The organism is Nocardioides sp., from assembly GCF_964229035.1.
Lineage (GTDB): Bacteria > Actinomycetota > Actinomycetes > Propionibacteriales > Nocardioidaceae > Nocardioides.
On the sequence record NZ_CAXRAZ010000003.1, the window covers coordinates 50,496 to 72,790 of the forward strand.

The following is a 22,295-nucleotide window of genomic DNA, read 5'->3' on the forward strand; positions in this document are numbered from 1 at the left end:
TGATGGCGCGGTGGACGACATCGAGTTGCTGTTCCGCGCCGAGGGTCAGTGGCGGCCGGCCGACCAGACATCACCGGCGATGGAGAGCGATCTGCAGAAGATCATCGCGGACCAGCCCCGGCTGATCCCACACGACGGCGAACCGATCGCGGTGCGCGAGTTCCACACCAGCGCGGGACCGATCGACGTCGTGCTGATCGATGAGGCCGGAGCCGTGACCGTGGTCGAGGTGAAGCGCGGCGCGAACCCCGAGGTCCGTCGCAAGGTCGTGGGCCAGGCGCTCGACTACTCCGCACGGTTGTGGGAGATGCCGTTGGACGCCTTCCAGGCCGAGTGGGCCCGTCGCGGTGGCGCGAGCCTCGCCGAGCATCTCGACGAGGAGGGCCTGGCCAACCTCGCCGACGCCCTCGCGACCGGGCGCTTCCGCTTGGTGATCGCTGTCGACCACCTCAACGAGACCCTCACGCGCATCGTCGACTACCTCAACCAACACACCCAGGACTCGCTCACGGTCATGGCGATGGAGTTCCGCTACTGGCGGCAGGGCGACGTGGAGATCCTGCTCCCCCGGCTGCACGGGCGTACCGCGGCGCTGGCCAAGGAGACGCGGGCGCAGGCGGCACGCGGCCAGCAGGACTGGACGCGCGAGAGCGCGGACGCCTGGATCGCCGAGCACCGTCCTGACGAGCGAGCCGCACTGGCCGAGCTCCTCGACGCCCTCGAGACCGTGCCCGGCAGCACCCTGTTCTGGACTCGCAGCCGGACCCCGTCACTCGTCCTCGAGGTCGCGACCGACACGCGCCCTGCCTATCCGCTCCGTGTGGAACTGGGGCGCGGAAGCCACGGCGTCGCCGAAGTGCACTTCCGCTACATGGTCAACGCCGGCCCGCAGGCGCAACAGCAGTTCCTCGACGCCGTCGCCGGCACGCCCGCACTAGGGATCGACGCCGACGCGGTGGTGGCAGCCGAGTTCCGCAGGCGTCCCTCGGTGGGTCTCGACGTGCTCTTCGACGCACCCACGCGCGACGTCCTGCTCGCGGCCGTGACGGCGTTGGCGGACTCCACGGAATCCCACTGACGCCGACAGCAACCCGCCTTCAGCGAAGGTCGGCCCTGCTGCAAACCATCGACTCGAAAGGCTGCATCACGTCAACTGTCAGCCTCGTCCGCCTCACACCTGCGCCGCGTGACTCCCCTCGGGGTGGAGGAACAGCAGGTGGGTGGCGACCGGGCGGCCGGTGACGGCGGCGAGGGCGTCGCGGTAGGCGTGCAACTGCGGGGTGTAGAAGGCGACCTTGGCGGCGAGGGTGTCGGCGGTGACGACGTCGGTCTTGTAGTCGACGATCACCAGCGCTCCGCCGGGCGACTCCTCATAGACCAGGTCGATGATCCCCTCGAGCAGCACGCCGTCGGCCTTCGGTGCCCCGACGTACATCTCGCGCCAGTGACGACGGGTGGCGGCGGCGCGCACGAGGTCGCTGTCCAGCGCCGAGCGGACGGCGTCGGCCACGACGGTCTCGAACGCCGGGATCGCCTCGGCCACGACCTGGGCGGCGACGGCGGCCTCGAGGCCGGCGCCGGTGGCGAGGTCGACGGTCTGCAGCACCGCATGCACGGCGCGCCCGACGGCCGAGCCGTAGCGGCCCTTGCTCCACGGCGGGAGGTCGAGGTCGCGCGCCCCCTTCGCGAGGCCCGCCTCCCCGGCCGGGTCCGCCTCCACCACCAGCGGCACCTCGGGCTCGGTGCCCTCCAGCCCGGAGGCGGTGAGGGCGGCGCGCACCTGGCTGGCCGCGCGGGCCCGGTCGTGCCATGCCCGCCACTCGGCGAGGTCCGGCGGCGCGGCAGGCGCGTCGGGCAGGGGCACCGTCAGCCGGTCCTCGGGGGTGCCGGTGAGGGCGAGGCAGCCCTCGACCTCGGCGGCACCGGCCTCGGCGAGCAGCTCGGCCGGGGTCCACTTGCCCGGGTCCTCCCCCAGCGACCGACCGGGGCGGTGCAAGGAGACGACGAGGTGGTCGCGGGCGCGGGTGGCGCCGACGTAGAGCAGCCGCAGCCGCTCGTAGGAGTCCATCTGCTCATCGAGCGCGGCGGCCTCCTCGAAGGCCGGGTCGTGCAGGTCCTTGCTGAGGCTGACGGCGTACCCGTCGGCCCTCCACAGCAGCCGGACGCCGGACTGGGTGCGCGGCAGCGTGGACATGCCCGACATCACCACGACGGGGAACTCCAGGCCCTTGGCGGCGTGGATCGTCATCACGCGCACGGCGTCGACGTCGCGCTCGGGCAGGATCGCCTCCGACACACGCGTCTGCTCGCGGGCCTGGTGGGCCACCCAGTCGAGGTAGGAGCGCAGCCCGCCGTGGGACACCTCGGTCCAGGCGCGGGCCTGGTCGACGACGAACCGCAGCCGGCGCCACACGTCGCGCGAGCGCGGGCCGTCGGCGGCGGTCTCGAGGAACCGGCGCTGCTCCAGGATCCGGCCCAGCACCTCGCTCGGCGTCAACCAGCGGGCGGCGCGCTCGAGGGCCTGCAGCTCCTCCAGGGCGACGCCGACCGGTCCCTGCACCACGTCGGCCGGCGCCTCCTCGGGCAGCCGGGACCGCAGCCGGATCCGGCCGCCGGCGCGCACCCAGCGCCACAGGTCGTCGTCGCCGCACCCGAAGGCCGGGGAGCGCAGGGCGCTGAGCAGCGCCATCTCGTCGCTGGGGTCGGCGATCGCGCGGGCGATGGCGAGCAGGTCGCGCACCTCGGCGGCCTCGAAGACCATCGACATCGACTCGGCGCGGAACGGCACGCCGGCGGCGTCGAGGGCGTCCTCGAGCATGCGGATGGAGGCGCGTGACGGCAGCAGGATCGCGATGTCGGCCAGCCGCACCGGCCGCCACTCCTTCAGGTCCTCATCGAACGTGGTCCACTCCTCGCGGATCAGGCGCGCGATGGCGGCCGCCACCTCGCCGGCCTCGACGACGCGCATCGCGGTCGCGTTCTCGGCGTCCACCGGCTCGGCGCCGATCACGGTGACCGCGGGCCCGGTCTGTCCCACCGGCTCGGGCCGGTGCGCCACGAGCGGTTCGTAGGCGGGCTGGGCGTCGGGCACGTGCGCGATGAGGCGCCCGAAGACCTCGTTCACCCAGTCGACGACGCCGGGGGCGGAGCGGAAGTTCACGCTCAGCGGCACCGAGGTCCCGATCGCGGCCTGCGCGCTGAGGAAGGTCGCGATGCTGGCGCGCCGGAACCGGTAGATCGACTGCTTGGCATCGCCCACCACGAACAGCCGCCCCGGCGGCACGACGACGTCGCGCCAGTCGGGCTGGTCGGCGTCGCGGCCGCCGGCGATGCGCACCGCGAGCTCGATCTGGATGGGGTCGGTGTCCTGGAACTCGTCCAGCAGCAGCCGCTGGTAGGTCTCGTGCAGGGTGGCGCGCACCTCGGGCTGCTTCGTCAGCAGGTCGCGCGCCATCACCAGCAGGTCGTGGAACTCCAGCCGGCCCTCCCGGCGTCGCTCCTCGGCCTCGGCGAGCACCTGGCCGGCGCACCACTCGGTGAGGCGCTGCAGGCACTGGGCGACGACGTCGCCGCGCACGGCCGCCACCCGCTCCAGCACCTCCTTGACCTCGTCGCGCACCTGCTTGGCGGGGCAGCCCCACGCCTTGGCCGCGCCGGCGTTGCCGGGGGTGAAGCGCAGCGCGGAGACGGCACGCACCAGTGCGTGCGGGTCGGGGGCGTCGCGCACGGCCTCCAGCTGCGGCACCACGCCGGCGATGTGGCCGTGCAGCTTGTCGGCGGTATCGCTGCAGCGGGTGAGCACCTCGCTGACCTGGATCAGCGCGGTGTACACGACGCCGAGGTCGGGCATCGCCAGCGGCGGGGGCGGCGGCGCCTTCGGATCCCGCACCGGGATGCGGCCGTCGATCTGGTCCCAGTCCTGGCCGAGCAGCCGCACCAGCTGGCGCAGGTGCACGAGCTTGAGCCCGGCGGCCATACCGAGGATGAGCGGCTCGGCGACGGCGTCGTCGTCGAGCAGGTCACGCTGCAGCCGCGCCCACCGCCGCTCGAAGGCGATGGAGGAGGCCACCTCGTCGAGCACCTCCACCGACGGCGGGAGGGCGGCCTCGACGGGGTGGGCGGTGAGGATGCGCTGGGCGAAGCCGTGCAGGGTGCCGATGGCGGCGAGGTCGAGCTGCTCCAGGGCCTGCTCGGCGCGGGCGCGCAGCTGCTCGTCGGGGTCGGCGAGGTGCTTCTCGAAGCGGGCGCGCAGCCGGTCGCGCAGCTCGGCGGCGGCCTTGACGGTGAAGGTGACCGCGGCGATGGACTCCACCGCGATGCCGTCCACCAGCACCAGCCGCGCCACGCGATCGACCAGCGCGCTGGTCTTGCCCGAGCCCGCACCGGCGCTCACGAACAGGGTCTCGTCGGTGACCTCCCGGATACGCGTCCGGTGCACCAGGTCGGCGGGTGCGGTGCTCATGCGATCACCTCGTTGTCGTGCATCAGCGCCACGAGCGGGGCGAGCTCGGGTCGGGCCTGCTTGGCCGACCAGGCGCGGCGCACGGCGCCGTAGCCGAGGCCGTCGGGGTTGCAGGCGGGGCACTGCACGTAGGCGTAGTCGTCGCTCGTGGGCGGGGCGGCCGGGAAGTGGCCGGCGGCGATGGCGGCGGTGAGCACGCCCAGCACGCCGGAGTAGCGGGCCAGGGCGACGTCGTCGATGTCGAGGTCGATGCGCCCCTGATCGCGGTGCACGAACCAGTAGCCGGCGGTGACGGGCAGGTCGTGGCCCTGCGCCGCGAGGGCGCGGCGGGCGGCGAGGGCGTAGGCGGGCAGCTGCAGCTTGCGGCCGTGCGGCGCGGGGTCGCCGGCCTTGAGGCCCTTGAACGCATCGCGGCGCCCGGTCTTGAGGTCGGAGACGTAGATGCGGCCGTCGGCGACGTCGATCTTGTCGGCGCTGCCGCGCAGCAGCACGCGGCCGCCGGGCACCTCGACCTCGACAGCCTCGTCACACCCGGGGTCGTCGAACCCGAACCGGAGCTCGGCCGCGTGCACGGCCGCTCCGGTGCGCGCGCGCCAGGCGTCGTCGGCGTCGAGCATGGTCATGAGGGTGGCGAGGATGCCGGCGCGCTCGACGGCCCAGAGCCGGTCGTGGCCGGTCACACCACGTGCGACGTAGTCATCCGCCCGCGCGACGGCGTCGGCGAGCAGGGCCTCGCGGTGGGCGGCGGTCCAGGGCTCGCCGGGGCCGGGGAGGTCGTCGGCGAACCGCACCACGAGCGCCTCGAGGCACTCGTGGATGAAGGTGCCGAGCTCGTGGGCGGGGATCGTCACGATGTCCTCGGGGTTCTCCACCGGGCGCACGCCGAGCACCTTGTCCACGAAGTAGGCGAACGGGCAGCCGGCGTAGGTCTCCAGCGAGGTCGGCGACAGCACGACCTGGTCCACCCGCGGGTCGGGGAGGCCGGGGGTGCCGGCGAGGTTGCCGTCGAAGCGGGTGAACTCCTCGCTCTCCCGGGCGGCGATCACCTGCCGGGCGGTGGCGACGACGTCGTCGCGCAGGGTCTGCGCGCGGGCGGCGCGCACCCGCCACTCCTGGGCGGTGGCGAGGCGGGCGGTGGCCTCGAGCTCGGTGGCGAAGGACGCGGCGGGGTGCACCTGCGACGGGTACTCCGCGCTGCTCCACTCGGTGGCGGGCAGCGCGGGGTCGCCGGCGAGGTGGCGCAGGGTGGGCAGCAGCCAGCGGCTGGGGAGGCGTTCGCGGGTCTGGCGCAGGTCGCCGCGGGCGAAGCTGGCCACCACGGTGGGGGCGGTGGCGAGGGCGGCGAGCAGGTCGCGGCGCTGCTGGGCGACGTCGTCGGCGAGGCGGGGCAGGCGGGGGTGCACGAGGCGACGCAGCCGCTCGGGCAGCACGGCGTTGTCGTGGGGCGTGCCGGGGAACAGGTCCTCGCTCAAGCCCACGAGGTAGGTGGCGTCCAGGGTGAGGCCGGCGGCGCCGGCGATCGGGCCGACGTACACGCCGTCGCCGAAGCGGCCCACGCGCGGCAGCGTGGACTCCAGGTCGACGGTGAGGATGCCGAGCAGGGCCGGGACCGTGGGGGCGGTGGTGTGGCCGGTGGCGGTGTCGAGCACGCCGACGCCGACGAGCGCGAGCATCAGGCTGCGCACCGCCTGCTGCTCCTCGGGGGCGAGGCGGCGCTGGCGGGCGTCGTCGGCGATGACGCCGGTGAACAGGTCCTCGGCCCAGGCGGCGAGCTCGCGCCAGGTCTCGAAGCGGCGGGCGAACTGGGCGCGCAGGTCGGTGGCGAAGGCCCGCAGGGCGCGGGTGTCGGCGATCTCGCGGGCGCGCTTCTCGGGGTCGAGGTGGTCGGCGTGGAAGGCGAGGCGGGTGTCCCAGTGCTCGCCCGACACCACCCCGGCGGCCCGCGAGATCCGCTCCCAGCGGGCGACGGGGATGGGCTCGCCGGCGGCGTCGGTGGCGCCGACGGTGCCGAGGGCGGTGAACAGGTCGGCGCGGGGCAGGTCGCTCTCGGCCAGGGCGAGCAGCTCGAGGAAGGCGCGCACGGTGCTGCGCTCGGCCACGGGGCGCGAGCCGGGGCCGTTGATGGTCACGCCGGCGGCGACGAACTGCTCGGCGAGCAGGCGGGCGTAGGGCGTGCGGTGGCTGTAGAGCACCGCCACCTGCTCACCCTCCGCGAGCCGGTCGACGACCTCGCGGACGACGCAGCGCACCTCGTCGTCGGAGTCGGAGGCGTGGATGACGCGGTCGGCGACCTCCCGCCCCGCCTCGGCCTCCACCACGTGCAGTCCAGGGAGGGTGTCGAGGAAGGCGCGCTCGGTGTTGGTGAGGCGGCCGGGCAGGTAGTGCACCACCGGCCCCTCGAGGCGGTCGGTGCGCTGCGCGGCGGCGCGCAGCAGGTCGACGGTGTCGTACCACCCGTCGTCCCACAGCCCCCGCACGACGGCGCGGTGCAGCCGCACCAGGTCCGACGCCGGCGCGGGGGCGCCCGCGAGCACGTCGAGGTCGGCGTCGTCGAGGTCGCGCAGCTGCACGTGGGCCCGCGCGAGCGCCGCGACCGTGGCCGGGTGCCCCGCCACCGGCTCGAACGCCCCCGCCTGTGCCGCCAGCGCCGCCCGCCACGCCGCCGCCACCACCGCCCGCGTGGCCGGCCGCCGCGGCGCCAACCCCACCGCCCCGATCTGCTCCGCCAACCGGCTCACGGTGGTCACCTCCACCGCCGCAACTCCCCCACCCGCCAGGAAGCGCCGCGCCGTGATCGCCGCGATCGACGACGGCGCCAGCACCGTCACCGGCGCCAGAAGGTCGCCGTCCTTCAGGGCGGTCACGAGCTGCGCGAGGCGGGCGAGGTGGGTCGGCGGTGACGTCACGGCGTCACCGTAGAGGAGGGGTCCGACAAGGGTGGAAGCGCAACGGACACTGCCGACTCGCGACACCACTGCACCTTGAACACGTCTTGGCCGATCGCACAAGTTACCGACGGGCCGGCCGGGAGCCGCACGACCCTCGTGCTCGAACTGTCATCCAACGGCCGCGAAGTGCGTGTGCCCAGTCGACTAGTTCCCCAGGCTTCGATAGACGCCGATCGTCACTTGGACGACGTCGCTTGGCGGAACGTGCTCCCAGAAACGCAGAGGCAACAAACCCGCATGTGTCAGCCGAGAGTCAGTGTCCGCATCCCTTGCTCGATTCGTGGCGATCTTTTCGGCCCAGAAGGACGCCCTCGTCTTGGGCGGCACGAAGTGCTCCGGACACCCGTGCCAGAAACATCCGTCGATGAACACATGGAGGCCAACCCGAGTGAAGACGATGTCAGCCCGTCTGCGGCGATCGAAGGGCAACGGGTGATCGACGCGGAAGCGCATCCCAGCGCGATGCAGCATCGATCTGACGATCAACTCGGGCGCTGTGTCGCGACGACGATTGGCCTGCATCGTTCGTCGAGTCGCCGTGGACACCGGCACAGTGGGTCCATCGGGCCATACTTCACCTTCGACACGCGCTGGCCATCCCCGACCGGGGGCTACCTCGCCTGGCATGCTTGCACTCTAGGAGGATGGAAACCAGATGACTGGAACCACGACGCATGAGGTCGCGCCGTCGGCCGCACGGCTGACAGGGTCACTGCGCGATATCGGGTATGACTTTCCCACCGCGGTCGCGGACCTTGTGGACAACTCGATCGCCGCTGGCGCCTCCCGGATCAACGTCTTCACTCACTTCGAACCGAACGGTTCTTATGTTCTGATCAGCGATGACGGCGCCGGCATGTCTGAGAGCGAGCTCATCGAGGCCCTCCGGTTCGGCACTCGACGGACGTACGCGACCAATGAGCTGGGTCGATTCGGCCTCGGACTGAAGACGGGGTCGTTCTCGCAGTGCAGGCGCTTGACGGTCGTCACACGTACCTCGATGAAGCAGCGCGTCATCCGCGTGATGACACTCGACCTCAACAGGATCGCCAAGACAGACAGATGGGACATCACCGCCAACGAGACGTCCCCGGCTATCGACCGAGCGAAGGCGATCCTCAGGGAATCACCGGGAACCGTCGTCGTCTGGGAGGACCTCGACCGAGTCCTGCCCGAGCGTTACGCCGAAAACGGGTGGGGCCGGCGTCGCCTGAGGTCGCTGGCCTCCAAGACCGCTGAGCATCTTGCAATGGTTTTCCATCGATTCATTGCAGGTGATGTTCCGGGACGAACCGAAGTCATCATCTGCGTGGACGAGGAGAAGCTACGCCCCTGGGATCCGTTCGCTCCGGGCGAGGTGGAGCGCAAGGTGCTCCCAGAGCAGGTGTTCGAGGTCGACACCATGGAAGGAACGTCAGAGGTCCGATTCCGCGGCGTCGTCCTTCCCGCTCGTGACCGCTTCTCGTCGATCGAGGAGTTCGAGCGACTGTCGGGTCCGCTGAAGTGGAACCGTCAGCAGGGTCTCTACGTCTACCGCGCGAACAGGTTGGTCCAGCACGGAGGCTGGTCCGGCCTGCGCGGCATCGACGAGCACATGAAGCTCGCTCGGGCTGCGATCGACTTCGACACCGATCTGGATGAGGCGTTCCAGATCAACGTAGCCAAGATGAGCGTCGATCTCCCTCCAGCCGTCCGCAAGATGCTCGAGCGGCCCGTGCAGGAGTTGTGTGTCCTTGCGGACGACGCCTACCGCCGGTCGGCGAACTCGGGAGGCCGCAGCCCATCGGCCACCAAGGCGTCAAGGGTTTCCGAGACCGCGCTGCGAGACGTGAGCATCGCGATCAAGGCTGCGATGCTCGAAGGCAACTCACTCCCCGAATTTCGTGCCGCGATGGAGCGGCTCCGTGAACACAACCCCGACCTCGCGAGGTTGCTGAATCTCTGAGCCTGCAAAGTGTCCTTGCCGACCAAGAATCCGCGACACGATGGCACTCGAGGCCCCTCACCCGTGGCCCACGTCCTCGTCGGTCAGCGTCGCGCGTATCGGCACCAGCTGATCAGCGGACACTGTCCACACCCCGGCGCCTTCGGTGTGCAGACCCGAGCACCGAGTTCGATCAAGGCGACCTGGGCCTGCCTACTCTCCTCGTCGAAGCCGATCAGACGAGCGACAGCGATCCTGCCGTCAGAGTTTCGGTTTTTCAGCCAACGCTCGGTGCCTTGGAAAAAGCGACCCGCGACCCGTAGGGCCGCCGTATTCGCGATCACAGGCTCCTCACCCTCAGGGTCCACGATCATCGCCAACTCCAATGCGGATCGCCGGAGCAGACGACGAACGACCATCTGTTCCAGATGATCATCATCCAGGGAGCCACCCTCGTGACCGACCGTCATCGCAAGATCGAGTAGCGTCCGCGCCACCTCATCCTTGCCCAGCCACGACGCAACCTCTGCGACGCGATCGGCATCGTCGATGCAGGCACCGGGGGTATCCCATGAACTGATGGTCGGCCAGAGGGCGCTGACCGTGGTGGGCGACTCGTCGCCGAGTAGCGAATCGCCCAGAACAACGAGCCAGCGCGATCCGGACCTGAGCCAAGGCGCGACCAACTCAGAGCTCCGACCCCACCGCGCGAGCGCCTGCCGAGTCTCGGATGTGTTGACGGCGAGGTTGGAGGCGCCCGATGTGAGGACGTTAGCGACGGCCCCACCGATCGCTCGCGCGAGATATGGCGGGACGGCGTTGCCGATCTGCTTGAAGGCAGCGGTCGGGGGTCCCGCGAACCGGAAGTGGTCCGGGAACGTCTGAATGCGGGCGGCCTCTCGGATCGTGATGGTGCGGTTCTGCTCCGGATGGATGTACCAATAGCCATCCTTAGCGATGTGAGCGGTAATGGTCCGAGAGAGATCGTCGGCGTCGAGTCGTTTGTACTTGTCGTCGAAGATGTCATCTCGGTATCGCTTGAGCTCCTCGGGCAACTCGGAGTACTTGGTCTTCGTGTCGAGGTGCTCGAAAGCCACCTCGTCATCGTCACGGACGCGACGGGTCACGTGGTCGTAGATCCGGCCCGCATGCGGCTCGGGAACCCCAGCCCGCATATCCCGCTGGAATGCTGTGCGCGGTCCGGCGTACGGACGCCATGCCTGACGGTGTTCGTCGGACAGCCAACCCTCCTTCGGCCCGACCGAGGGGAGGTCACGGATCGCATTGCCAAGCGTGACTTTCTTGTCGGACTCGGCGGGCCACTCGAACTCCAAACCACCTTGAAGGGCGACAAGGATGAGGCGCTGACGGAACTGCGGCACGCCGTAGCGGTACGTGTCGATCACCCGCTCTTGGACGGAGTAGCCCCAGTCCTCGAGCCGCCGGACAATCGATCTCAGGATGAACATCTCGCGGTCTAGAGCCATGTCTGGGACGTTCTCCATAACCACGGCCCGTGGCTTGGCGGTTCGTACGATCTCAAGATACGACTGCCAGAGGTCACGTCGTTTGTCATGGGGTTCGCGCAGTCCGTGCTGCACGAGGAACCGCATTCCCGAGCGGCCGGCCTTCGAGAAAGGCTGGCAGGGAGGTCCGCCTGCAAGGACGTCAATGTTGATGGCACGAAGGATCCGACCGACCTCCTCGACCCGATCGGGATCGCCGAGGTCCCAGTCCACCGACATCCCTGCGAAGTGGTGCGCGTGAGTCCTGAGCGCGTCCTGGTCGAAGTCGGCGCCGAAGACCACCTTCATGCCGGCCTGTTCCAGGCCGAGGCTCATTCCACCAGCACCCGAGAACAGATCCGCGACGAGAAGCTTCCCCGGCTCCTCTCGTCGGTAACGCCGAGCGAGGGCGACGACCTCGTCGGAAGCCTCGCAGTGATCAGCATGCTTCGGAAGGCGGAGAGGCTGTCCACGATCAAGTCGCTCGGGTTTCGACATCGCCGTCAGCATACGTCCTGCATCCGACGATTCCCGACGCCGCTCGGGTGTCACCCCACCGGTCGCTCGGTCGCGTACCTCAGTCATCGAACCCGTGATTCAGGGCCTTGACGTACAGCCGCAGCAACTCACGGGCAACGTCCAGCTCGAGCATCCGCGGCGACGTTGGAACGACGTGCCGCAGGATCTGCCTGTCCACAGATGTCAACAGGTTCGCCGAGCTGAGGAACGACTGGACCGCCCTCCAACCCGCCTCGCCGACATCCTGAACGTGCCGACGCTCGGAGATCGCAGGATCGAATCGATCACTGACTGTCAAGGCCCTCTCCCCCGAGGCGTTCTTTCTGACCGGTAACGAGTCACGGATGAAGGCGTCGCTGAGTCGGTGTTCGACTGCTGCTAGCCGCTTCCAAGCGGCCTCCCGTTTCGCCCACTCGGTAACGTTGACAACAAGCCGATCCTCACTGGTGAGCACGTCGAGCGCGAGTCGCGCGATGTCGACTGCCTCTGCCAACACCGCATCGCTCACGGCTTGGCCTTCCCAAATCCTCATGAGATCGAAGGACTTCGCACGCGGATCCCTCGAGATCTCGAGCGAAAGCTTGGCCAGCGCATAGGACGTGAGATTGGCGAGGTACCCCGCCTCGTACCAATCGGCCTTCGAGATCGCAGTTCGCACCGAGTTGAAGAGGATGGCCTTGGCGACCAGTCGGCGGTAGTAGTTCTCATTGTACGCCTCCGGCTGCTTCCCGAAGTGCTCAGCCACGATCGATGCGAAGGCTTTGAAATTCTTCTGAGCGCCAGCGCTCACCTGATGTGGCGCGCGCTCCCAGGAGACCACGTACTTGGCCGCGTCCGTCTTGGTGATCACCTGCGGCTTGGGGAACTCCGCCTCGAACTTACGCTGATCACCGAGCGAACGACGGTTCTTCTCGTTGAGGTACTGCCCGCGCGTGCGCTCGTAATACCACTTTGTCTGATAGTTGATTCCTGCCTTCGCAGGCGCCAAAAGGCGTTTCGAGATCTCCTCCATCCTCACATGGAAAGGACTGTTCGAGAAGAAATCGTCCTCGCGCACCGCATTCTGGCTGTTGGCATAGCGACTAATGAGCGGCACCATCTCGAGCGCGGCTTCGGGGGCGACGATGACCAGCTTCATCTGGACGAAGACATCATCGAGCGAGACCGCACGGCTCGCTTGAGTCGCATAGAAGAGTGAGGCCGTGGTCTGGCCGCCGTTAACAATCTGGAGATCGGTGATCGAGGTGATCGCCCCATCGACGTACTCAACAGCGGTAGCCGTCGCACTGATGCCGTTGTTGTACGCCAAGAAAAGCCCGGGATCCTTCATCACCGTCTCACGGATCCCGCGGTTGATCTTGCCTCGGATGGTGAGGAACGACCGGACATTGCCCTCGAGCAGCCGGCTCCCGTGGTGGCGGTAGAGCGATGCTAGAAGAGAACCGGGGACCGCGGCGAGGTAGGTGGTGATCTCACCTACCTTGTCCTCGATCCGCAACGCTGGGAGACGATCGACACCCCAGGTCTTGAGATCGAGTTCAAGGGATTCGCGCCCTTGGGACGACTGGTGAACCTGCAGAAATCTTTGCATGTCCCAGATGTGAAACTCCGCCGTCGCGCCGCCGATGGTCGAAGACTCCATCGACTTCGCGCGCGAGCTCAGAACCGCGTCGGTGATGAGGAACAGCCGAAATCGGCTGATGGCGAACTCGCCTCGCCGCCCCCATCTCTCCCTCAGCGTCTGCGCGAGCTGGTACTCAGGCGATGCCGGTTCCCGATCCACGAGGAAGTCACCACTGAGTGCTTCCTCAAGGTAGTTCTGCAAAGACCTCAGACTCGTCGCGGCTTCGCTGTAGCTGATGGTCGAGGCTGCCGGTCCTCCCACGTATCGGAGCACCACGAGAGTCACCGACGTGTCCTGCTCGTCGAAGTCAGAGCCGTGTACCGACAACGCCTGCCGAAGACGACCCGTGCCGACGAACGAGAGGAGGTCGAGATTGCCGACCTCCTCAGCTGCGATGAGCAGTTCGGCTGCCTCCGCCATGAAGGCGTCTGCTGTGAATATCCCGTCAACCGATGCTCGCGCGACGGCTCTGTTGAGCAGATCCTCTCGGAACGCCTCCAGATCAGAAGTCATGACATATCCCCAAGGTGCGCGATTCGGAATGGTTCGAGGTCAGGAATGCTGATCTCGTACCTGACCCGCCCGATTCCCGCAGTCAAGTCCGATCCGACGATGCGCGGGAAGCCGTCCGTCACCTTGTATCGCTCCATCCCTTCGAGTACGAACCAAGTGTCCGAGTAGAAGTGGTCGTTAAGCTGAACCCCCAGCCGCGTCAGCCGCTCATCCAACGCGTCACTGACCACGCCTTCAGTGAGCAGCCTTTCCCTCACACGCGCGACTAGAATCGGAAGATTGAAGGCGCCGACCGTAGTCTCCGAGGTATTCGCGACGAGGAGCACGATTAGCTCGAGATCGTCGACATCGAGCTGCGATTCGGAACTGATCTTCACACGATCCATCGCTGGACCGACAGCCTTCGCCTCGTAGTGTCCTTCGCCCTCGAACCAGAAGTCCTGGGGTAGTCCGAGAGGCCCGAGCCAGCCATGAACAACAGCGTCCATGCTCTTGGAGGCCGTGAAGTGCTCAAGCACCAACCAGAGCTCGCCCACCAAGCCTCGAAGTGCCTCCATCGACAGGAGCCCAGCAGGCCGAGGCCGAATCAGGCGCCTCCACTCGTCGAGCACCACCAAAACTCGATCGAGGGCCGCCTCCTCACTGGGCGCCTTCGCTGAGCTCGCATGAACGTGGTCGGCGAGGCGCAGGAAAACCTCATTGAAGGCGCGATTCTGCAGCGTGAAGCGCAGGTTCCATTTTCCTGAACCATCCTGGTATCTCTCCACTAGCACGATCTCGGACAGCGCGGGCCTCGCCGGTCGAGCGACTGACCTGATGACCATCCGAGGTGCTGCTTGGTCCGTCTTCCCGACGAAGATCTGTAAGGGATGTGAAGGATCCGCCAAATGGAGTCCAGAATCTGGGGATAGCAGGTGCTCACGCCAGATCGCCGCCAACGACACCTCAGTCATCGAGATCCTCCTCATCCACTGAGTCGACTTGGTAGTCGGCTTGGAACTCCCTGATGGCTGGTCCGTTGAGGAAGAACTTCACATCACCCGACGCGCCTCCCGGCTTACCGCGGATAGCGATCTTCAATGCCATGAGAGCGGTGACGCCTGCTTCCGTGGCCGCACCCCAAGCCTCTGTCGCTAGGGCGGTCGCCTCGTCGGCTTGTCTTTCCGTGATCCCATTCGTGGCCGTGGCCTTGACCTTCAGGATGGGGATCAGGGGATAGATCAGCAGCGTCGGGCTGGGGAGATTCTCATACACATGGGAGTGCGACTCCATTACTGGCTCTCCAGCCGTGTTGTAGCTCTTCCACAAATCAGTGCTTCCAGCCAATCGAGCACTGGTGCCTGAGACCCTGAAGGTCACGCTCTGACCGTCCGTAGCGCAGCGGACAGATCGTTTCGGCGTCGACGGCACCGTGAAACCGGGGGCCAACTCGAGGGCGTCTCCGTCACCGCCGACCACACCGACCGTCCAGTCCTGGAAGGCGGGCGACGTGTTCTCGCGAATCAACTGGTGGAGAGCATTCGCGAGGATCAGGTTTCCGCGGTCATAGCGGAAGCGCTCGAGTAGGTCCGCGATCCGATGCCGAGAGACGCCAGCCTTGCCTCGGAAGGCAGAGGAAGGATGTCTATCCCAACCGTCCTTACCGCTGTCCCCATCGACCGCCATGAGGAAGTCACGGACTGCATCCTGGTTGCTACGCAGAACCGAAGGCTTGGCCGGTATCCTTGTGGTTTCGATACGCCTGCCGGATAGGGAGATAACCATCGACCTCGACTCCGCGACTCCCTTCTTGGCAGTGATCGCCAAACTCTCAGGATGCTTCCTGACCATGAGGCCGAAGTCCTTCGGCGTCTGACCGAGATCACGCATCTCGCGGATCTGAGCTCTCAACTCTTCAGAAACATCCGAGACGAAGCGGAACTGGTCAGCGACCTCTGGACTGATCCAGACACGTACGAGGTCCTCGTAATCCGACCGGTACCCGAACCATCGGGCCATTTGGAGCAGGGTGTCTGCCGCGCCGACCATCCGGAAGAAGTAGCTCACGGTGAGTCCCTCGACGGTGAGACCGCGGGAAAGGACATCACCACCGACCGCGATCATGTTCCTCGGCTTGTCATCGCTCTTCTTGTCCCGACTCGAGTTGATCAGTTCGACGGTGGTATCGATGACAGCACCGAGCAGTTTGTCGCGGATCTCAGCCCACGAAGCGCCACAGCCCTGGAAGTGAGTCTCGAACGCGCCTCTGAGCCCGACCAGGATGTGGTGGGTGTCGGGGCCGACCGTTGGGGGCTGCGCGTGGATCTCGATTGCGTTCTTCATCCTCGAGAACTCCGAAGCGACCAGGTCGAACACTTGGCCCTGTACGTTCTTGAAGCGCGAGACGTTGACCAGCATCGAGCGAGGTCGCTTGTCGCCCCTGTGCACGCGAATCGCTGACGCGACGACGAAGGCACGGATGGCATCCTCAAGGCTTTCCGGCAGCTCGGGGACAGCGAGATGCGATTTGTGCCGCGGCGGGAAGCACTCGTGTCCGTCATTGATCTCGACAAGATGTGCAGTCTCTTGCTCCTCCGACGAACCAAAGTACCTCTTCGCTCCGAAGTAATTGGAAGGGCTCGAGAGCGCGAAGATGTAGTGATGGGGAAAGAGATCGTCCTTGAACGTTTCGTCCTCGGTCTCGTGGTCGATGAATACGTTGGCAAACGGCGTGGCCGTGAACGCCATGTAGGACGAGCGGGTCGTCAACTCCAGTAGTTGGCGGATCCGCGCATTGATCGCCGTCGGGTTCTTGTCTCCATCTGCCTTGTAGTTCGTGTTGACAGAGGCGTAGTCGGATTCGTCATCGACGACGAGCATCGGAAGGTCGAGCTTCTCACCGCTTAGTTGACCCGTCAGCCATGCAATGATGTTCTCCAGCGGCTTCGTGTTCTTCTTGATCACGAAGACGTAGGGGTGGTCGGCGTTAGGGTCGATGTTCACTGCTTGGCCCGTGAAGCTTGCCGTGACGAAATCTTTGGCATGGGTCGTCATCCCTTGGCCGCGGAGGAACTTCGATCTCGTCGGGTGGTGGCCGACTCCGATAACCTTGTCGTGGTTCACGACTGAGGAGTCCTTGCCGAGGAAGCCCTCGTCGACTCGGTACTGCGTCTGCTGTCGAAGGGACTCGGTCCCACCAGTGAGCAGGACGACCAACTTGTAGCCAGCATCCGCTGCCTTGTTGACGATGCCAATATAGGTGGCAGTCTTGCCCGACTGGACGTCGCCGATGACCAGCCCTCGCCGCTTCCACGAACCTGTCTGGTTGGGATCACCGAGTAGGTCAATGACCTCGGTGCTGGCTTGGTCGAGTGCATCGAGTACCTGCGGAGCGAAGCCCTTATCGCTGGTGAGGAACTGCTTGTACGAGTACCAGCGCTCAAGCTTGATCTCGCCGGCTGACACCGCGTCGACGAACCACGGTTCATAGTCCGGGGCAAGGATCACAGGGGGGTCGATCTCGACCGCGATCGACTTGAGAGCTTCTCCCGCAATGACCGCGTAGAGGCCGTCGTCCGAGAGCGCAGGGAACATGATGTCCAAGGACGGACGCATCTGGGCGATAGTCCGCTCGGCCGCATCCAAGGGCGCTGGGCTACCGTGCAGGTTGATGATGGCTTGCACCAGGAGGTTGACCGCGGGTGACAGCTCTTGGGGAACAGTCGCGACCGAGCGGGTCTCATCACTCATGCGTCTAGGGCCTCTCGGATCTTCTTGTCGAATCCACTGATCAGGTAATAGGGCTCAGCCCGCGATAGGTTCGTTATGAAGGTCTCTCGGTCGATCCCGACGCCCTTCATCAGCTGCCAACTCTCACGTGCGCGATCGATCAGCTCGACCTCTGAGTCATCTATCTCGGGAATCTTGTCACCGCTCATTCTGTTGTGGGCATCGATGACTGGGAAGGTGCTCTGGATATCCTCGAGCACCAGCTCGAACTGCCTTCTCTGTTCAGTGGTCAGCGACTGGGCGAAGGCGTTAAGCGTCGGGTGATCGAGGTTAAGTTCATACCTGAACTCGTCCCCATTGACTCGTAGGCCCCACATCAGGTCAACATTGACCGCTTGGGAGACCTTCCGACCGCGGAACTCCTGCACCTTCTGGCTGGGCATCATCATCGTCCGAGCCAGCTCGCTGAGTCGCTGCCGGACCTGCGGCGGCGGCGAGGCTGTGGACTTCTTGACGTCGAGCGCCCACAGGTGGTCGAGCGAGTTCGGAATATCTACCCGAACCCTCGTCAATTTGGCCATCTCGCTGCGCGGAGCGACACGGAACCAAGTTCCCCAGATGACTAGACGGCCACCGCGATAGACGTAGAAACCCTGGGTCTCCCTGAGACCGCCCAACTTCAACGCGATCTCGCGATCCTTGGCGGTCAGCCTATTCAGATAGGGGAGGGTGAACGCCTTAAGGCGCACCTGTTCACCGTCCACATTGATCGGCTCCCAGTCGGTCTGCTGAGTCTTCTTCGAGGTTGAGAAGAATGGATCGATTCCCTGCACGGCACCACCGTTCACCGCGAAATCGACTCGGCGGACACCATCACCGGCTATGAAGAGATGGAAGACGAGTGCGATGTGATCGCGCACCTGCGTAGCGATGCGGTCGAGATCGGACTGCTGCGGACCTGCCGTCATCGCTAGTAGATCCAAGTCCCCCCAGTGAACCAGGGTCCCGGACTCCAACGCGGCAAACACTTCCCAACCGAGCAGACCAGAAGCCTCGACATGATCCAACTCAAGAACCGACCAGTCCCCTGACTCCAGCACGTGATCGAGGCTCCATCTGAGGATCGTCGTGACGCCGTCTCTGCGACTTGCGACCGTCAACGTCCGGCACTGCGACAGCGACGCAGTCTTGAGTCCGAGCCCGAAGCGACCGAGGTCGTCCTTCTTCCGTTCCGCCGTCGGACTTGTCGCTGCGAGCCGCATGGATTCGACCGTTCCGTTGCGGTTCATCCCTGTCCCGTCGTCAACGATCGCGATCTCGAAGGGCCCAGCTCCACTGAAGAGAACGTCGACGTTCTTCGCCGCCGCAGCGATCGAGTTGTCAATGACATCAGCTACGGCGGACTCCACCGTGTAGCCGATCGATCTCATTGATTCAAGCAGCCCGGGATCCGGCGTGATGACGATCTGTCTCATCTAGTCTCGATCCTCGAGCACATGTCCTGATCCGCTCTCCCGTTGTAGCAACGACGTGTAGGGCATCTTTACAGGACCCTCCGATCGAATTCATGCAGTTGCTCGCGAAGCGCGATCCTCGGATCCACCGGACGGCCCGCCGTACACGGTCTCCGCGGCTGAGACGCTCACCGAGAGCTACTTGCCTGCGTGCCGGGCACCGCACCCGACCAACCCGCGACAGGTGGTCGTGGTGGTCGCATCGGATCTCCTCCGAGACGTTGGGAATCGCTGGTTGATCCTCATCGAGGACCGAAATAGCCCGAGCCCAAACAGAGGTCACCCAAGCTTGCTGGGGGCCATGGCGAACTGCTCGGGAGAAGGTCCGGCTGATCCAGCCGCGGCATGCTCAGTCAGGGTCACATCGTCGCGTGCGCCGACGTCGGCGCGGGGGCGCGGGGAGCGGCGGGGTGGACACGTGCGGGCGGCCTCGAGATGGGATTCGGTCCGGCCGAGTGCCGGGGCCGCACCAGTGTGCGGGCTGGCTCCGATTCAGGGAAGCGCGGGCGCGGGATCGACCTCGATCCAGCAGGCGTGGTGGTCCGAGAGCGCGCGGGGCACCTCGACCCGACCCGCGCCCGAGACCTCCCACCCGATCGGGACGGCGACGTGGTCGATGCTGCCCTGCCCCGGATGCGTGCCGGGGAGGGCGGCGGTGGGGGCCTGGAGGCCGTGGGTGGCGAGGGCCGTCTCCAGCGCCTCGCGGGCCGCGCGGGTGAAGCCCGCGAGGCTGCCGGTGAGCGGCTGGTTCCAGTCCCCGCCCCACACCCCGGCCTCGGCAGCCAGCGTCGGGGCGAGCGCGGCGAGGGTCTCCTCCATCCGCTCCTGATGCCCCGAGGCTCCCCACGGCCAGTGCTCACCGGCGCGGGGCCAGGGCAGCACCGAGCAGCAGACGGTGACTCCGTGCACCAATGCGGCCGCCGACGCGGGGTGGGGGTCGGGCAGCGGGGTCAGCGGCGCGCGGGAGAGCACCGCCGCCCACGCGGCTCCCGACGGCATCGAGGCGGCCGTGGCGTGCCGCGCCCACTGGGCCAGGACGACGTCGTCGCGGCACTCGGTGAGCAGGAGCAGGTCGGCGTCGAGGCCGCGCAGCACCTCGGCGTGAGCGTCGGACCAGCGCTGCTCGAGGTTCCACGTCGCGATGCGCATGTTGCGGAGCCTAGGAGCGAGCGCCGTCACGCGACGGCCGGCACCACCCCGTACAGCGTGGTGCGCTGGCGCAGCGGGCGGCCGGCGTCCGCGGCCCGCGCGGCGAGGTCGGACGGCGTGAGCGACTGCCCGTGGGCGGCCCCGGCGGCACGGGAGATGTTCTCGTCCATGAGCGTGCCGCCGAGGTCGTCGACGCCGGCGTCGAGCAGCTGGCGGGCGCCGGCGCGGCCGAGCTTCACCCAGGAGGCCTGGACGTGGGGCACGTCGGCGCCGTAGGCGAGCCGGGCGACGGCGTGCACGAGCAGCGTCTCGCGCCAGGTGGGGCCGCGACGCGAGCCCCGCTTGAGGTAGATCGGGGCGGCCATGTGCACGAACGGCAGCCCGACGAACTCGGTGAACCCGCCGGTCTCGCGCTGCAGGGCGCGGGTGCGCAGCAGGTGCCGCACCCAGTGCCGCGGGTGCTCCACGGTGCCGAACATCATCGTGATGTTGGAGCGCAGCCCGATGCCGTGGGCGGTGCGGTGCACGTGCAGCCACTCCTCGGTGGTGACCTTGTCGGGGCACAGCACGGCCCGGATCTCGTCGTCGAGGATCTCCGCGGCCGTGCCGGGCAGCGAGCGCAGGCCGGCGTCGCGCAGCCGCACGAGGTACTGCTCGAGCGACTCCCCCAGCCGCCGCGCGCCCTCGAGCACCTCCAGGGCCGTGAAGCCGTGGATGTGCAGCCCCGGCACCCGCTCGGCGACGGCGCGGGTGACGTCGACGTAGAAGTCGCCGTCGAAGGTGGGGTGGATGCCACCCTGCAGGCACACCTCGGTGGCACCGAGGGCGACCGCCTCGGCCGCGCGGTCGGCGACGTCGTCGAGGGTGAGCAGGTAGGGCTTGCCGCGCAGGTTGAGCGAGAGCGGTCCCTTGGAGAACCCGCAGAAGGTGCACTTGTAGGTGCAGACGTTGGCGTAGTTGATGTTGCGGTTCACGACGTAGGTGACCTCCTCGCCGACGACGCGACGCCGCACCTCGTCCGCCGCCTGCGCCACCGCCACGACCTCCGGCCCGCGGGCGGCGAACAGGGCCTCCAGCTCCTCGGCTTGCGGGTCCTGCCCGGCCAGGACGCCGTCGAGCACCTCCCGCACCCGCCCCGCCACCGGGCGGGCCGGGGTGAGCAGCGGGGCAGGGTCGACGCCAGCGCCGGAGAACCACGCGGTGGAGCGGCGTCCGATCTGCACGACCTCGGCCCCGGTGCCGACGTTGGCAGCGTCGCGGTGCCGCTCGGGCCATAGCGCGCCGGGGTCGTCGCGCGCGAGCAGCTCGGCGTCGGCGCGGTCGAGGACGGGGAAGCGCAGGTCGGGGTCGAGCCAGCGGCCGGGGTCGGCGGCCCACGCGGGATGCACGGTGAGCCGCGGGGCGAGGCTGTGCCCGGCCGCCTCGGTGGCCGCGCGCAGCACCTCCAGCGACGGCCACGGACGCTCGGGGTTCACGTGGTCGGCGGTCACCGGACTGACCCCGCCCCAGTCGTCGACGCCGGCGGCCAGCAGCCCGCCCAGCCATGCGGGATCCGACAGGTTGGGCGGGGCCTGCAGGTGCACCTCGCGCGGCAGCACGAGCCGCGCCAGCGCCAGGGCCCTCAGGTGCGCCTCCGGCGGGCAGGGGGCGGCGTCGCGCATCGCCGTGCCGGCCTTGGGCAGGAAGTTCTGGACGATCACCTCCTGCACGTGCCCGTGCCGGGCGTGCGCGTCGGCGATCGCGAGCAGCGCCTCGAGCCGGTCGGCCTCGGTCTCCCCGATGCCCACCAGGATCCCGGTGGTGAACGGGATCGCGAGTCGTCCCGCGAAGTCGAGGGTGACCAGCCGCCGCGCGGGGTCCTTGTCCGGGGCGCCGCGGTGGGCCGGCAGGTCGGGCCGCAGGCTCTCCAGCATCATCCCCTGGCTCGGGCACACCCCGCGCAGCTCGGCGAGGTCGGCGCGACCGATCGCCCCGGCGTTGGCGTGGGGCAGCAGCCCGGTCTCCTCCAGGACCAGCGCCGCCATCGCGGCGAGGTAGTCGATGGTGGAGGTGTAGCCGTGCTCGGTGAGCCAGTCGGCCGCCTCGGGGTAGCGCGCCTCGGGCGCCTCGCCGAGGGTGAACAGCGCCTCGTGGCAGCCCGCCGCCGTGCCCTGCTCGGCGATCGCGAGCACCTGCGGCGGCGTCAGGTAGGGCGCCGCCCGGCTCGGCGACTCCGCGAACGTGCAGTAGCCGCACCGGTCGCGGCACAGCGTGGTGAGCGGGACGAACACCTTGGGCGAGTACGTCACGCGGGTGCCGAACGCGGCGTCGCGCACGGCCGCGGCACGGGCGAGCAGCTCGGCGGTGGGCAGCGCGAGCAGGTGGGTGGGCTGGTCCTCCATGGCCCCACTGTGTGACGCGGGTCTCACCCGGGGGCCAACGCCCGCTCA

The 22,295-nt window shown here is 67.7% G+C and carries 12 protein-coding genes; 2 read left to right on the forward strand and 10 right to left on the reverse strand.

Translation table 11 applies throughout. From position 1 onward, the window contains the following. The first annotated feature begins 10 nt into the window (after window positions 1–10). Window positions 11–1,078, forward strand: a complete 1,068-nt coding sequence (locus ACERUN_RS01450; RefSeq protein ID WP_370287777.1) for an endonuclease NucS domain-containing protein — start codon at window positions 11–13, stop codon at window positions 1,076–1,078. A gap of 93 nt (window positions 1,079–1,171) precedes the next feature. On the opposite strand, the gene ACERUN_RS01455 is transcribed toward ACERUN_RS01450, so the two are convergent. The 3 genes from ACERUN_RS01455 to ACERUN_RS01465 all read right to left on the reverse strand — a co-directional run bounded on the left by ACERUN_RS01455 (window position 1,172) and on the right by ACERUN_RS01465 (window position 8,037). Continuing rightward, on the reverse strand, window positions 1,172–4,462 hold the full coding sequence (locus ACERUN_RS01455; protein ID WP_370287778.1) for a UvrD-helicase domain-containing protein: 3,291 nt from the start codon (window positions 4,460–4,462) through the stop codon (window positions 1,172–1,174). Then, window positions 4,459–7,368, reverse strand: a complete 2,910-nt coding sequence (locus tag ACERUN_RS01460; RefSeq protein WP_370287779.1) for a PD-(D/E)XK nuclease family protein — start codon at window positions 7,366–7,368, stop codon at window positions 4,459–4,461. The genes ACERUN_RS01455 and ACERUN_RS01460 overlap by 4 nt, the downstream gene beginning before the upstream one ends. Before the next feature lie 186 nt (window positions 7,369–7,554). Beyond that, on the reverse strand, window positions 7,555–8,037 hold the full coding sequence (locus ACERUN_RS01465) for a very short patch repair endonuclease (protein WP_370287780.1): 483 nt from the start codon (window positions 8,035–8,037) through the stop codon (window positions 7,555–7,557). 28 nt (window positions 8,038–8,065) lie between these two features. Between ACERUN_RS01465 and ACERUN_RS01470 the strand changes: the two genes are divergently transcribed. Beyond that, entirely contained in the window at window positions 8,066–9,355 is a 1,290-nt protein-coding gene (locus tag ACERUN_RS01470) for an ATP-binding protein (RefSeq protein WP_370287781.1), read from the forward strand. Between the two features lie 83 nt (window positions 9,356–9,438). On the opposite strand, the gene dcm is transcribed toward ACERUN_RS01470, so the two are convergent. The 7 genes from dcm to cofH form a co-directional block, all read right to left on the reverse strand. Then, a complete protein-coding gene (dcm, locus tag ACERUN_RS01475) occupies window positions 9,439–11,337 on the reverse strand; it encodes a DNA (cytosine-5-)-methyltransferase (RefSeq protein WP_370287782.1) in 1,899 nt (632 codons plus the stop codon). 79 nt (window positions 11,338–11,416) lie between these two features. After that, window positions 11,417–13,495 carry an AIPR family protein gene (locus ACERUN_RS01480; protein ID WP_370287783.1) on the reverse strand — a complete coding sequence of 693 codons (2,079 nt, stop codon included), beginning with the start codon at window positions 13,493–13,495 and terminating at the stop codon, window positions 11,417–11,419. Further along, entirely contained in the window at window positions 13,492–14,448 is a 957-nt protein-coding gene (locus ACERUN_RS01485; protein ID WP_370287784.1) for a PD-(D/E)XK motif protein, read from the reverse strand. The genes ACERUN_RS01480 and ACERUN_RS01485 overlap by 4 nt, the downstream gene beginning before the upstream one ends. Further along, window positions 14,441–17,224, reverse strand: a complete 2,784-nt coding sequence (locus tag ACERUN_RS01490; protein ID WP_370287785.1) for a Z1 domain-containing protein — start codon at window positions 17,222–17,224, stop codon at window positions 14,441–14,443. Before ACERUN_RS01490 ends, ACERUN_RS01485 begins: the two co-directional genes overlap by 8 nt. Next, entirely contained in the window at window positions 17,221–18,678 is a 1,458-nt protein-coding gene (locus ACERUN_RS01495; RefSeq protein WP_370287786.1) for an ATP-binding protein, read from the reverse strand. Before ACERUN_RS01495 ends, ACERUN_RS01490 begins: the two co-directional genes overlap by 4 nt. 531 nt (window positions 18,679–19,209) lie before the next feature. Beyond that, window positions 19,210–19,866 (reverse strand): endonuclease/exonuclease/phosphatase family protein, encoded by a 657-nt coding sequence (locus tag ACERUN_RS01500; protein WP_370287787.1) that lies wholly within the window; start codon window positions 19,864–19,866, stop codon window positions 19,210–19,212. Window positions 19,867–19,892: 26 nt separating this feature from the next. Next, complete coding sequence (gene cofH / locus ACERUN_RS01505; protein WP_370287788.1) at window positions 19,893–22,247, reverse strand: 5-amino-6-(D-ribitylamino)uracil--L-tyrosine 4-hydroxyphenyl transferase CofH; 2,355 nt, start codon at window positions 22,245–22,247, stop codon at window positions 19,893–19,895. Between the last annotated feature and the right edge of the window lie 48 nt (window positions 22,248–22,295).

What these genes read in the sequence shown, in the direction of transcription:
- ACERUN_RS01455 (WP_370287778.1), bottom strand. Translation starts at nt 4,462, where the DNA reads ATGAGCACCGCACCCGCCGACCTGGTGCACCGGACGCGTATCCGGGAG.
- ACERUN_RS01465 (WP_370287780.1), bottom strand. Translation starts at nt 8,037, where the DNA reads ATGCCAGGCGAGGTAGCCCCCGGTCGGGGATGGCCAGCGCGTGTCGAA.
- ACERUN_RS01470 (WP_370287781.1), top strand. Translation starts at nt 8,066, where the DNA reads ATGACTGGAACCACGACGCATGAGGTCGCGCCGTCGGCCGCACGGCTG.
- dcm (WP_370287782.1), bottom strand. Translation starts at nt 11,337, where the DNA reads ATGTCGAAACCCGAGCGACTTGATCGTGGACAGCCTCTCCGCCTTCCG.
- ACERUN_RS01480 (WP_370287783.1), bottom strand. Translation starts at nt 13,495, where the DNA reads ATGACTTCTGATCTGGAGGCGTTCCGAGAGGATCTGCTCAACAGAGCC.
- ACERUN_RS01485 (WP_370287784.1), bottom strand. Translation starts at nt 14,448, where the DNA reads ATGACTGAGGTGTCGTTGGCGGCGATCTGGCGTGAGCACCTGCTATCC.
- ACERUN_RS01490 (WP_370287785.1), bottom strand. Translation starts at nt 17,224, where the DNA reads ATGAGTGATGAGACCCGCTCGGTCGCGACTGTTCCCCAAGAGCTGTCA.
- ACERUN_RS01495 (WP_370287786.1), bottom strand. Translation starts at nt 18,678, where the DNA reads ATGAGACAGATCGTCATCACGCCGGATCCCGGGCTGCTTGAATCAATG.
- ACERUN_RS01500 (WP_370287787.1), bottom strand. Translation starts at nt 19,866, where the DNA reads ATGCGCATCGCGACGTGGAACCTCGAGCAGCGCTGGTCCGACGCTCAC.
- cofH (WP_370287788.1), bottom strand. Translation starts at nt 22,247, where the DNA reads ATGGAGGACCAGCCCACCCACCTGCTCGCGCTGCCCACCGCCGAGCTG.